A 12,446-nucleotide genomic window follows, 5' to 3' on the forward strand; every position below is an offset into this window, starting at 1 on the left:
GCCGCTCCCGCCCCACCCCGACCGCATCGACAGCGAACAGGCCCATGAGAAAGCTCACCCCCTTCGACCGCTCCGCCCAGACGACGCCGCGACTGATCACGGCCCGCGCGATCCACACCGTGGACGCCGACGCCGCCACCGCGACGGCCCTGCTCACCGACCGCGGTCGGATCGTCGCGATCGGCTCCCTCGCGGAGTGCGAGCAGGCGGCGGAGCGGGCGGGCCTGCGCCCCGAGCGGGTCGACCTGGGCGATGCGGTCGTGGTGCCCGGCTTCGTCGATGCGCACGCGCACCCTCTGATGTTCGGTCAGATGATGACGTGGGTGGACTGCGGACCCGAGAAGGCCGGCAGCATCCCCGAGATCGTGGCGCTGCTGTCGGCCGCGGCGGCCGAGGCTCCGGCCGGACGTCCGGTGCGCGGGTACGGGTACGAGCAGCGCAACCTCGCCGAGAAGCGGCACCCCACCCGGTTCGAGCTCGACGAGGTCGCCCGCGACCGCGAGGTGTACCTCATGAACGCCTCGGGTCACGGCGGCGTCGTGAACTCGTACACGCTCGCCGCGGGCGGCGTCGACCGCGACACCCCGAACCCCGACGGCGGCGAGTTCTTCCGCGACGCCGACGGCGAGCTGACGGGCGAGCTGTCGGATGCCGCGTGCAACATCCTCACCGGCGTGCACGGCGTGAAGATCGGCCACCACGGACCGAACTTCCATCTCGCCGACGAACCGGAGGAGCACCTCAGGCAGCTGGATGCCGCGACGCAGCGCTTCCTCGCCGGCGGGGTCACGTCGATCGGCGACTGCCAGGTCACCCGGCGCGAGTTCGACATGTACCTGCGGCTCGCCGAGGCCGGACGCCTCGAACTGCGCGTGTCGATGTACCTGCTGTCGCACCTGCTCGACGAGGCGCTCGAGATGGGCCTGGTCGGACAGTTCGGCAACGCGCACCTGAGCTTCGCGGGCATCAAGTTCTACGCCGACGGCACGCTCGGCGGGTGGACGGCGTACTTCCCCGACGGCTACGTCGGCGACCCGTGCCGCACGGGGCAGCTCTACCATGAGCCCGCCGACTACGCGGCGCTCATCGCGAAGGCGCACGCGGCCGGGCTGCAGACCGCCACGCACGCCCAATCGCCCACGGCGATCGAGATGGTCGTGTCGGCGATCGAGGCGGCACTCGCCGAGCATCCCGATGCCGACGCCCGTCACCGCATCGAGCACTGCGGCCTGCCCACGCCCGAGCAGATCGAGCGGATGGCCGCGTCGGGCATCCGTCCCGTGAACCAGACGCAGCACTACTTCAACTGGGGCGAGGGCGTGGAGGAGGCCATCGGCACCCCCGGTGAGCGCTTCAACCCGCTCGGCGAATTCGAGCGCGCCGGCGTGCCGATGACCATCTCGTCCGACGCCCCCGTCGCCGAGCCGATCCCGCTCGAGGCCATCCAGACCGCCGTCACCCGGGTCACGCGGCGCGGTCACAGGCTCGGCCCCGACGACCTGCGCATCTCGGCCGCTGCCGCGCTCCGCGCGCACACGTACGAGGGGGCGGTGTCGATCGGCCGCGAGGACGACCTGGGCTCGCTCGAGGTCGGCAAGTACGCCGACTTCGTCGTGCTGTCGGACGACCCGCTCGCAGTGGCCGGCGAGGACATCGCGCAGATCGCGGTGCGCGAGACCTGGGTCGACGGCGAGCGGCGGTACCGTGCCTGACGTGAGCGCCGTCCTCGATGACACCACCGACTACTCCGACACCGCGGGGCGGGCGGTGCTCGAGACCATCCGCGGGTACGGCGTCGACGCCGTCTTCGGCATCCCCGGCACGCACAACCTCGAGCTGTACCGACCGCTCGCCGACCTCGGCATCCGGGTCGTGACGAACCGTCATGAGCAGGGTTCGGGCTACGGCGCAGACGGCTGGGCTCAGCAGACCGGCCTGCCCGGCGTCGTCATCACCACCTCGGGGCCCGGCCTGCAGAACGCCATGAGCGCGATCGGCACGGCCTTCTGCGAGTCGCGTCCGCTCCTCGTCCTCTCGCCGGGGGTGGCGCTCGGCGCCGAGTTCGCCGACGTCGGCACGCTGCACGAGACGAAGGACGCCACGGCCATGGTCGGTGCGATCGCCGAGTGGTCGCGTCGGGTCACGAGCGCGGCGGAGGCGGTGGATGCCGTGCACGACGCGTTCGCGCTCTTCCGCACCGGTCGGCCGCGCCCCGTGCACATCGAGATCCCTCTCGACGTCCTCGAAGCGCCGGCCGGCGTGCCCGCCGAGGCACGTCGGCCGCGGCCGCTCCCGCCGCGTGCGTCGGGCGACCCCGCAGCCCTCGCCGAGGCCGTCCGACTCCTCATCGGCGCCGAGCGTCCGGTCATCGTCGCCGGCGGCGGATCGACGGATGCCTCGCACGAGCTCACCGCGATCGCCGAGCGCCTCGGGGCACCGGTGCTGACGACGTTGAACGGCAAGGGCGTCGTCGACGAACGGCATCCGCTCTCCCTCGGGTCGAACCTGCGCCTGGCCGCCGCCCGCGCCGTCGCCGAGGACGCCGACGTGCTGCTCGTGGTCGGCTCGAAGCTCGGAGAGGCGGAGCTGTGGGCGCCGCGGCTCGACGCCCGCGGCGCGGTCGTGCGGATCGACATCTCCCCGGCGCAGCTCGACAAGAACCTCGCGGCGACGGTCGGTCTCGTCGGAGACGCCGCCGCCGTCACCGGCGAGCTGCTGCGGCTGCTCCCTGCCGATCATCGCCCCGAGCGCGACGTGACAGCCGAGCGTGCGGCGATCGAGCGGGAGTCCCGTGAGACGGCTCCCGAGACCGTCGCCCTCGCCGAGCTCATCGCCGAGGCCCTCCCCGACGACGCGATCGTCGCGGGCGACTCCTCGCAGGTCGTCTACATGGCGCTCGGGAGCGTGCTGCGCTCGCCGCGTCCGCACACGCTGCTGTACACGCCGACCTACGCGACCCTCGGCTACGGCCTGCCCGCCGCGATCGGCGCCAGGGTCGCGCAGACCGAGCACCCGGTCGTGACGGTGATCGGCGACGGTGCGCTCATGTTCTGCGTCAACGAGCTCGTCACGGCCGTCGAGCAGCGCCTCGACGTCACGATCGTGTGCGTCGACAACGGCGGGTACGCCGAGATCCGCCAGAACGAGGTCGACCGCGGCATGGAGCCGGTCGGCGTCGACCTCGTGCAGCCGGACTGGGCCGCGCTCGCGACCGCTTTCGGCGCGCAGGGTCGCCGCGTCGACGAGCAGTCCGACATCGTGCCGAGCATCCGCGATGCGATCGCGACCGGCGGCGTGCAGCTCGTGCACCTGCCCCCGCACCTCCTCCACCCCTCCACTCCGTGACGAACAGGAACGACACATGACCGAGAACGTGGGCCCCGTCGACGCCTCCGCCAACCCCCGCTACTCCGGCATCGCGACCTTCGCGCGGCTGCCCCGCATCGAAGACGTCGAGCGCGCCGACATCGCGGTCGTCGGCATCCCGTTCGACTCCGGGGTGAGCTACCGGCCAGGCACCCGCTTCGGTCCCTCGCACGTGCGCGAGTCGTCGCGACTGCTGCGGCCGTACAACCCCGCGCAGGACGTGTCTCCGTTCGAGCTGGCTCAGGTGGTGGATGCCGGCGACATCCCCGTGAACCCGTTCGACCTGACCGAGGCGGTCACCGAGGTCGAGACGGCGGCGCGGGCCCTGGGCGAGCAGGTGCAGCGCATCGTCACGATCGGCGGCGACCACACGGTCGCGCTGCCGCTGCTGCGGGCGGTCGCGGCGAAGCACGGACCGGTCGCCGTGCTGCACTTCGACGCCCACCTCGACACGTGGGACACGTACTTCGGCGCCCCGATCACGCACGGCACGCCGTTCCGCCGCGCGAGCGAGGAGGGGCTGATCGACCTGACCGCCAGCTGCCACGTCGGCACGCGGGGGCCGCTGTACTCGAAGCAGGACCTCGAGGACGACGCCCGCCTCGGCTTCTCGATCGTGTCGAGCGAGTACATCGAGGAGCACGGCGTCGAGGCCGGCATCCAGCGCATCCTGCAGCGCGTCGGCGATCGGCCGCTGTACGTGTCGATCGACATCGACGTGCTCGACCCCGCGCATGCGCCCGGTACCGGAACCCCCGAGGCCGGTGGTCTCACGAGCCGCGAGCTGCTGCGCATCCTCCGGGCGTTGCGCGACCGCGACATCGTCGGCGCCGACGTCGTCGAGGTGTCGCCCGCGTACGACCACGCGCAGATGACGGGGATCGCGGCGAGCCATGTCGTCTACGAGCTGGTGTCGCTGCTGGCCGCGCGCCTCGCGCGCTGAGCACACACCGGTTCAACCGGTTCGACCGGTATACGATTCTGCACCTCGTCCAGAAACCCTGGACCCCGTGCGAGACGCGCCGCTACGGTCTGTCGCAACCGATGGACCGGAGACCCCGTGCGACGACGCCAGGACACCCCACACCGGGCGTCCGCGCGAACAGGTAGCGGGAGACCCCACGTCTCCCGCCATGCCTCTCCGGAGATCGTTCATCCCCAGGAGAGGAAAACCATGTCCCTTCGACGTGCGCGGGGCGCGACCCTGCCCCGAATCGCAGCCGCCGCCGCGGCTGCCCTGACCGGTGCGAGCCTCCTGCTCGCACCGACCTTCGCAGGCGCGAGCCCCGGGACCGGATCCCCGGACGCCCCGGAGATCGTCGGCGCCGACGCCCCGACCGCCGTGCCGGGCGAATACATCGTCGTGCTCAAGCCGCAGTCGCAGTTCGGCGCCGCCGACGACATCGCCAGCGCGCTGACCGACACCGTCGGCGGCGAGGTCGTCGACGTCTTCAACTCCGTCATCGACGGGTACTCGGCGAAGCTCACCGAGGAGGCGGCCCTGCAGGTCGCCGCCGACGAGCGCGTCGAGTTCGTCGAGCAGGTGCAGACCTTCGAGGCCCTCGGCGAGCAGGCCCCGACGCCGAACTGGGGCGACGACCGCATCGATCAGCGCGACCTGCCCCTCGACGGGCGGTTCCGGTACCCGGACTCCGCCGGTGAGGGCGTCAGCGTGTACGTGCTGGACTCCGGCATCCGTCTCACTCACGAGGAGTTCGCCGGGCGCATCCGCCCGGGCTTCGACGCCGTGACAGCCGGCGGCGATGCGAGTGACTGCAACGGCCACGGCACGCATGTCGCCGGCACCGCCGTCGGCACCACGTACGGTGTCGCGAAGAAGGCGACCGTGTACCCCGTGCGCATCCTCGACTGCCGCGGTCAGGGCAGCTCCGTCGCGATCCTCGCCGGCATCGAATGGGTGCTCGAGAACGCGCAGAAGCCCGCGATCGCGAACTACAGCGTCGGGTGCAAGACGCCGTGCGACAGCCCGGCGATCGACCGCGCGGTGAACAGCCTCATCGCCTCGGGCGTGACGTGGGTGCAGGCCGCCGGGAACTCGAACGACGACGCCTGCCTCTACAGCCCGCAGAAGGTCGCGGCGGGCATCACGGTCGGCAACTCGACGCGCACCGACGCCAAGGCCGCATCGAGCAGCCACGGTCGCTGCCTCGACCTGTGGGCGCCGGGCACCGAGATCGCCTCGGCGTGGTTCACCGGCGATGCGTCGGCCGTGCTCTCGACGGGCACCTCGATGGCATCGCCCCACGTCGCCGGCACCGGAGCGCTGTACCTCGCCGAGAACCCCGCCGCCACGCCCGCCCAGGTGCACGCCGCGATCGTCGACAACGCGACGCCGGGGAAGATCACGGGCCTCACCGCCGGGTCGCCGAACCGGCTGCTGTTCGCGGGCTTCCTGAACGGCACGACGACCCCGGTCGACCTGGCGGCGGTCGCCGACCAGACCGCGACCGTCGGCACGGCCGTCGACCTGCAGGCCGCGGCGACCGGAGGCACCGCGCCGTACGCGTTCTCGGCGCAGGGTCTGCCGGCCGGCGTGACGATCGACGCATCCACCGGCCGGATCAGCGGCACGCCGACCACCGCCGGCACCGCGACCGTCACGGTGGCGGTGCGCGACAGTGCCGCGACGCCCACGACCGACAGCGTCTCGTTCCGCTGGGTCGTCTCGCCTCCGCCGAGCACCTGCTCGGGGACGACGCTCGGCACGGGCACGCTCACCAGCGGCCAGCAGGTCGCGACGGCGCAGTTCACCCGCACCACCGCGAGCACGATCGACGCGTGCCTCGACGGACCCGACGGCGCCGACTTCGACCTGTCGCTGCAGAAGCGGTCGACGTTCGGCTGGTCGACGGTCGCCCGGGCGGCGACGAAGGCGTCCGACGAGACGCTGTCGTACTCGGCGACCGCCGGGACCTACCGCCTCATCCTGCGGGCCAGCACCGGATCGGGTGCGTACACCGCGACCGTGAAGTAGCCGTCGACGAGGGGCGGATGCCGGGGCAGCAGCCCTCTCGGCATCCGCCCCTCCCTGCACCGTCCCTGCGCCCTCCCTGCGCCCTGCCTGGGCCCTGCCGGGGGTCTGGACGAACGGTCGGATGCCGTGGACGCCGCGTCGGGCGCGACGCGGGTCGGGCCGCGATGCTGGAAGCATGACCACGACCGCCCCCGTTCCCGTGACGACCTCCCGCGCCGACGGCATCCGCTACGGCGGACTCGTCGTGCTGATGCTGATGGGCTTCCTGCTCGTCACGGCCGAGTTCCTGCCCAACGGCGTGCTCACCGAGATGGCAGACGCCCTCGGCGTCACACCAGGCCAGGCGGGGCAGACCGTGACGGTCACCGCGCTCGTCGGCCTCGTGGTCGCGCCCACGGTCGGGCTGATCTTCCCCCGCCTCGATCGACGGTCGCTGCTCGTGTGGATGGCGCTCGCCGCCGCCGTGTCGAACCTCGTCGTCGCGATCGCGCCGAACCTGCTCATCGTGCTGCTGGCGCGATTCCTCCTCGGGGCCGCGATCAGCGCGTTCTGGGCCATGTCCATCACGGTCGCCGTGCGGCTCGCCGGGCCGGAGCACCTCGGCCGCGGGGTCATGTTCACCTCGGCCGGCGTCTCGCTCGCGACCGTCGCCGGTGTGCCGCTCGGCGTCATGCTCAGCGAGCTCGTCGACTGGCAGGCGGTGTTCGCGATCGCCGGCGTGCTCATGGTGCTGCTGGTCGCAGCGTTGCGGTTCGTGCTGCCGTCGGTGCCGGCGGAGCAGGCGTCCAGCATCCGTCTCCTCGTCGACACGCTGCGCCGACCCGGCATCGGACTCGGCATGATCGGTCACGTGTTCGTGGTGCTCGGGCACTTCCTCGCCTACACGTACGTGCGGCTCGCGCTCGAGCGGATCCCCGACGTCGACGCCTCGACGATCGTCGTGCTGCTGGCGCTGTTCGGCCTCGGCGGCCTCGCGGGCAACCTGTCGATCGGGTTCGTGATCGACCGGCGGTTCGCGTTCTTCGCCGTGTTCGCACCCGCCGTGATCGCCGTCTCCGTACTGGCGATGATCCTGCTCTCGGGCACAGTCATCGGAGTCGGGATCGTCGTGCTCGTGTGGGGCTTCTTCTTCTCGTCGTGGCTGCTCGTCGCGAACACCTGGGTCGGGCATCGCATGCCCGACCGGCTGGAGGCGGGCGGCAGCCTGGTCGTCGTCGGGTTCCAGGGCGCCATCACGCTCGCGGCCGGCGTCGGCGGACTGCTCGTCGACACCCTGAGCGTCGAGGCGGTTTACGTGATCGGCGCGGTCGTGCTCGTGCTGGGTGCTGTGCTGTTCGGGGCGTCGAACCGGGTCAGCTCGCGTGCGGCCCGCGGCTGACGCGCGCGCGGCTCAGGCCGGGACCGGCGTGCGCTGCGACGCCCGCCAGGCCGACGGCGTCAGCCCCGTGCGGCGACGGAACGCGCGGCTGAACCCTTCGTCGGAGGCGTAGCCCAGCTCGCGGGAGGTCTCCGAGACCGTGCGGCCGGCCGCCAGCATCCCCTTCGCCACGTCGATGCGCACCTCGGTGACGTAGTCGGCGGGCGAGCGGCCGATCGCGTGGCGGAACCGCTCGGCGAACGCCGACCGCGACATCGCGCCCACGGTCGCAAGGCTCTCGACGGTCCACTCGCGGCCGGGCTGATCGTGGATCGCCGCGACGACGCGGTCGAGGAAGGGATCGGGGGATGCCGCGGGCCAGCCCTCCGGCGCGCAGCCGTTCGCGGCCCATGCGCGGATCACCGAGAGCAGCACGGTCTTCGCCATCATGCGGCAGATCAGCGGGTCGCCTTGCCGGGCGGGGGAGCCGGGAGGGTCCGTCGGACCCATGCTGCCGGCGAGGGCAGCTGCCGCCGGCTCGAGCGCGTCGAACGCGATCACCGTGACGGGGTCGGGGAGTCCGGTGATGAGCGCCTGCGCGGCGTCGGAGAACTCGAGATCGAACACGACGACGTCGGCCGGTCCCGCGGCCTCGAGCGCGAATGCGGTGCGCCCCAGGGTGAGGAAGGCGTCGCCGACCGTCAACGCCGTGTCGGCCGGTCGCTCGTCGACGGCGATGAGGGTCGAGGCGCGGTCGACATCGAGTCGGCAGCCCGTGTTCAGGGGCGGATGCCCGTGCACCGTGCCCTCCGCGAGGTAGACGAGGGTCGCTGACCCCGCAGGGAGCGAGAGGCGCTCGCCGGGCTGCAACGCGGCACGGCGGGCGACGCCGACCGTGAGGTCGACGCCGTCGAGCACCCGGGTGAGGGCGGAGGGAACGGTCGTCACCATGCCTTCGGCAACGCTCGGACGGCGACCGGTATTCCGATTCGAGCGGCGGGAGGACGCCCGGTTACGCTGGCAGGACACCCACCCGAGGAGTCCCGTGTTCCGCTCACCCGGTCGTCTGTTCCGTGTCCTCGCGATCGCGGAGGCGATCACCTGGACGATCCTCATCGCGGCGATCGTCGCCAGAGCCGTCGGCGCCCCGGGCGTCGTCGTGACGGTGGGCGGCGGCATCCACGGCTTCGTGTTCCTCGCCTACGGCGCGACCGCCGTGCTCGTCGCGCTCAACCAGCGCTGGCACGTCGGTGTCGCGATCGTCGCGATCGCCAGCGCCGTCGTTCCCTACGCGACCATCCCCGCCGAGATCTGGCTGCACCGTACGGGCCGGCTGACGGGGGAATGGCGTCTCACCGAGACGGACGACCCGCGTGACGCCCGCTGGTACGACCGTCTGATGCGCTGGTTCCTGCAGCGCCCCTGGGTACTCGCGATCCTGCTCGTCGCGGCGATCGTGGCGCTGTACGTGATCCTGCTGCTGGCGGGCCCTCCCGGCGGGAAGTGACGAGCGCCCGCTTGCACATCCACTCGCTCTGCGCGGTATATCGCGCTGTGTGACGCCTCGTATGACGCCCCGTGTCGAATTGCGTCGGGCGTGTCGCCGGTGATCGAGGGTTCCCCTAGCGTTCAGACGCGGTCGCTACGACCGGCATCCGTCCCCGCATCCGAGGATCCTCCCCCATGCACTCACTCCGCGTACGGCGCATCGGCGCGCTCATCATCACGGCAGGGCTCGCCACCGGGCTGAGCGCCTGCGCGATCTCCGACGGCAGCGACGGCGGCGGCTCAGCCGACGACCAGACGCTGACGTTCTGGAGCTACTACCAGGGCGCGCAGGCCGACTGGCTGCAGGCCCAGGTCGACCAGTTCGAGAAGGACAACCCGGGCGTCACGGTCGACATCGTGAAGACCGTCGGCGACCAGCAGGATCAGAAGCTCCTCGCCTCCGTCGCCACCGGCGACACCCCCGACCTCTTCATCAACAACATCGTCGTCGACTTCCCGACCCTCGTCGCCGGCGGCGTCACCGCCGACCTCACCGAGTACTGGGACGGCTTCGCCGACAAGGATCAGTTCGCCGAGTCGGCCGCGTGGTCGTCCGACGACAAGGTCTACAACCTGCTGCCCTTCACCAACCTCATCGGGCTCTACTACAACCAGGACATCCTCACCGAGGTGGGCATCGACGCGCCGCCCGCCACCCTCGACGAGCTGCAGGCCGACCTCGAGATCGTGAAGGCCGACGGCCGGTACGACGGAATCGCCCTCTCCGGCGCGCCGACGGTCGAGGGCGCCTGGCTCTTCGCCCCGGAACTGCTGGGCCTCGGCATCGACTACTGCAGTTTCGAGGGACCAGAGGTCGACGCGGCGTTCGAGCGCGCCCAGACCTGGGCGAAGGCCGGCTACACGCCGCAGGCCACCGCGACCTGGGACCAGAACGACTCGTGGCAGCAGTTCGCCACCGGACAGTACGCCTTCGGAATCAACGGCAACTGGCAGCTCGGCAACGCCGAGGAGGCCGGGTTCGAGTGGGGCACCGCGCAGTACCCGGCGCCGACCGGCGGCACGAGCGTCGTCTACCCGGGCGGCGAGGGCTTCGGCATCGGCGCGAACTCCGACAAGAAAGACCTCGCCTGGAAGTTCCTCGAGGAGGCGGTGCTCACCCCCGAGGCCGGTGAGGCGATCTTCGCCACCGCCGGATCCATCCCCGTGCGCGCCGACGTGGCCGAGCTGCCCGCGATCAAGGACAACGTGGCCGTGCAGCCGTTCGTCGCGGCGGCGCAGACCTCCGGGTCGTGGCCCAAGAACGAGAACACCGCCAACATCCAGAAGGCTCTCGGGGAAGCGGTCTCCAGTGTGATCTCGGGGCAGAGCTCGGCGGCCGACGCCAGCGCGGCGGCGGTGGCAGACATCAAGGCCGCGCTCGAGGACGGCGGCGGCGGCTGCCGGTGACCTCCTCGCTCCTGCAGGCAGCGCCGACGGTGACGCCGACGAGTGCGGGACGCCCGACCGGGCGTCCCGCACTCGCGCGTGCTCTCGCGCGCACGCCGATCTGGTTCCTCGTCCCCGCGATCGGACTGCTCGCCGGCTTCGCGGTCTACCCCCTGATCGTGCTGGTGCGGATGTCGCTGAGCGACGTCGGGCCGAGCAACATCGTCGGCGACTGGCCGTTCGTCGGGCTCGAGAACGTCGCCGCCGTGCTCGGCGACGACGAGCTGTGGGCCGCGCTGCTGCGCACCGTGGGCGTGGCGGTCGTGCTGCTCGCATCGAACTTCGTGCTGGGCGTGATCGGAGCGTCCATCCTCTCGGTCGGCGGACGCATCACCGAGACGGTCCTCGCCGTGATGGTGTTCGTCTGGGCGCTGCCGCCCCTCGTCTCGGGCAGCGCCTTCTCGTTCCTCCTCGACGACCGGGGGCCGATCAACACCGCGCTCGGCGTGTTCGGCGCACCGCCCGTGTCGTGGCTGAGCTCGCCCGACCTCGCCCTGTGGTCGGTCACGGCCATCATCGCGTGGGCCGCGCTGCCGTTCTCGGTGCTCGTCATCCGCGGCGGGCTCCTCGCGGTGCCGACCGATCTGCTCGAGGCGGCCGCTCTCGACGGCGCCGGTTACTGGCGCACGCAGCTGCGGATCGTGCTCCCGCAGCTGCGACCGACGCTCGGCATCCTCGCGATCCTGACCGTGCTGTACGCGTTCAAGAGCTTCGACTTCTTCTACGTGACGACGAAGGGCGGTCCGGGGACGACGACGAACACCCTGCCGGTGCTCGCGTACAACACCGCGTTCAGCGGCTTCGAGATGAGCACGGGGGCCACGATCGCGCTCGTGTCGATGCTCGCGGTCGCGATCTTCGCCGTGCCGTACATCCGCGCCGTCCGGCGGGAGGAGCAGGCATGATCCCCCGACGGACGCGCGCCGCGTTCCGCGTGCTGGCGGTCGCGCTCGGCCTCGTCTACCTGCTGCCGCTGCTGTGGATCGTGCTCACCTCGTTCAAGACGAAGCAGCAGGTGCTCGCCGATCCGAACGGCCTCGTCTTCACGCCGACGCTCGACACCTACGCGACGGTGATCGGCGACGGCATCGGTGCGATCGCGACCTCGCTGCAGATCGGCGTCGGCGTCACCGTCATCACGCTGCTCATCGCGGTCCCGGCCGCCGCAGCTCTCGCGCGTCGAGTCTCGGCCGGGTGGAACCACGTGATCACCGTCTTCCTCGCGGCGCTGCTCGTGCTCCAGATGGTTCCGCAGCCCATGACGGTCATTCCGCTGTACAGCGTGCTCGCCTCGTGGAAGCTGCTCGGCACCCTCGCCGGCGTGATCATCGCCGACATCGCCCTGCTGCTGCCGTTCGCGATCATGCTGCTCCGGCCGTTCGCGCTCGCGATCCCCGGTGCGCTGTACGAGGCCGCCGAGCTCGACGGCGCAGGGCGGTGGCGCACGTTCCGCTCGCTGACCGTGCCGATGCTGGGCAACGGCATCGTCACCGTCGTGTGCATCGTGTTCATCTCGGCGTGGGGCGAGTTCGTGTACGCGATCAACTTCCTGCCCCAGGGTGTGGTGCTGCCCGTGAGCGGACTGCTCGCCCAGCAGAACTCCACCTACTCCGCGGAGTGGAACAGCCTCATGGCGCTCGCCGTCATCACCTCGCTGCCCCTGCTCCTGCTGTTCGTCGTGTCGCAGCGGCGCCTGATCGCCGGGCTGTCGCTCGGCGCCGTGAAATGAGGAAC

Annotated in this window: 10 protein-coding genes; 9 read left to right on the top strand and 1 reads right to left on the bottom strand. The window is 71.5% G+C overall.

The window, feature by feature from the left end; genetic code table 11:
• The first annotated feature begins 44 nt into the window (after positions 1–44).
• The 5 genes from MRBLWO14_RS10525 (at position 45) to MRBLWO14_RS10545 (ending at position 7,739) form a co-directional block, all read left to right on the top strand.
• On the top strand, positions 45–1,712 hold the full coding sequence (locus MRBLWO14_RS10525) for an amidohydrolase (RefSeq protein ID WP_341933105.1): 1,668 nt from the start codon (positions 45–47) through the stop codon (positions 1,710–1,712).
• 1 nt (position 1,713) lies between these two features.
• Positions 1,714–3,345 (top strand): thiamine pyrophosphate-dependent enzyme, encoded by a 1,632-nt coding sequence (locus MRBLWO14_RS10530; RefSeq protein ID WP_341933106.1) that lies wholly within the window; start codon positions 1,714–1,716, stop codon positions 3,343–3,345.
• A gap of 16 nt (positions 3,346–3,361) precedes the next feature.
• Positions 3,362–4,309, top strand: coding sequence for an agmatinase (gene speB, locus MRBLWO14_RS10535; RefSeq protein ID WP_341933107.1), 948 nt, complete (start codon positions 3,362–3,364; stop codon positions 4,307–4,309).
• A gap of 231 nt (positions 4,310–4,540) precedes the next feature.
• Positions 4,541–6,361, top strand: a complete 1,821-nt coding sequence (locus tag MRBLWO14_RS10540; RefSeq protein ID WP_341933108.1) for a S8 family serine peptidase — start codon at positions 4,541–4,543, stop codon at positions 6,359–6,361.
• A 175-nt stretch (positions 6,362–6,536) separates the two neighbouring features.
• Positions 6,537–7,739, top strand: a complete 1,203-nt coding sequence (locus MRBLWO14_RS10545) for an MFS transporter (protein ID WP_341933109.1) — start codon at positions 6,537–6,539, stop codon at positions 7,737–7,739.
• 12 nt (positions 7,740–7,751) lie between these two features.
• Here the strand turns inward: MRBLWO14_RS10545 and MRBLWO14_RS10550 are convergent, their stop codons facing one another.
• Entirely contained in the window at positions 7,752–8,669 is a 918-nt protein-coding gene (locus MRBLWO14_RS10550) for an AraC family transcriptional regulator (protein WP_341933110.1), read from the bottom strand.
• A 94-nt stretch (positions 8,670–8,763) separates the two neighbouring features.
• Here MRBLWO14_RS10550 and MRBLWO14_RS10555 point away from each other — a divergent pair, with 94 nt between their 5' ends.
• The 4 genes from MRBLWO14_RS10555 (at position 8,764) to MRBLWO14_RS10570 (ending at position 12,441) form a co-directional block, all read left to right on the top strand.
• Complete coding sequence (locus tag MRBLWO14_RS10555; protein ID WP_341933111.1) at positions 8,764–9,225, top strand: DUF3817 domain-containing protein; 462 nt, start codon at positions 8,764–8,766, stop codon at positions 9,223–9,225.
• Positions 9,226–9,401: 176 nt separating this feature from the next.
• On the top strand, positions 9,402–10,673 hold the full coding sequence (locus tag MRBLWO14_RS10560; RefSeq protein WP_341933112.1) for a sugar ABC transporter substrate-binding protein: 1,272 nt from the start codon (positions 9,402–9,404) through the stop codon (positions 10,671–10,673).
• A complete protein-coding gene (locus MRBLWO14_RS10565; RefSeq protein ID WP_341933113.1) occupies positions 10,670–11,617 on the top strand; it encodes a sugar ABC transporter permease in 948 nt (315 codons plus the stop codon). The genes MRBLWO14_RS10560 and MRBLWO14_RS10565 overlap by 4 nt, the downstream gene beginning before the upstream one ends.
• A complete protein-coding gene (locus MRBLWO14_RS10570; RefSeq protein ID WP_341933114.1) occupies positions 11,614–12,441 on the top strand; it encodes a carbohydrate ABC transporter permease in 828 nt (275 codons plus the stop codon). The genes MRBLWO14_RS10565 and MRBLWO14_RS10570 overlap by 4 nt, the downstream gene beginning before the upstream one ends.
• Positions 12,442–12,446 lie beyond the last annotated feature (5 nt).

It is taken from the genome of Microbacterium sp. LWO14-1.2, assembly GCF_038397715.1.
Lineage (GTDB): Bacteria > Actinomycetota > Actinomycetes > Actinomycetales > Microbacteriaceae > Microbacterium.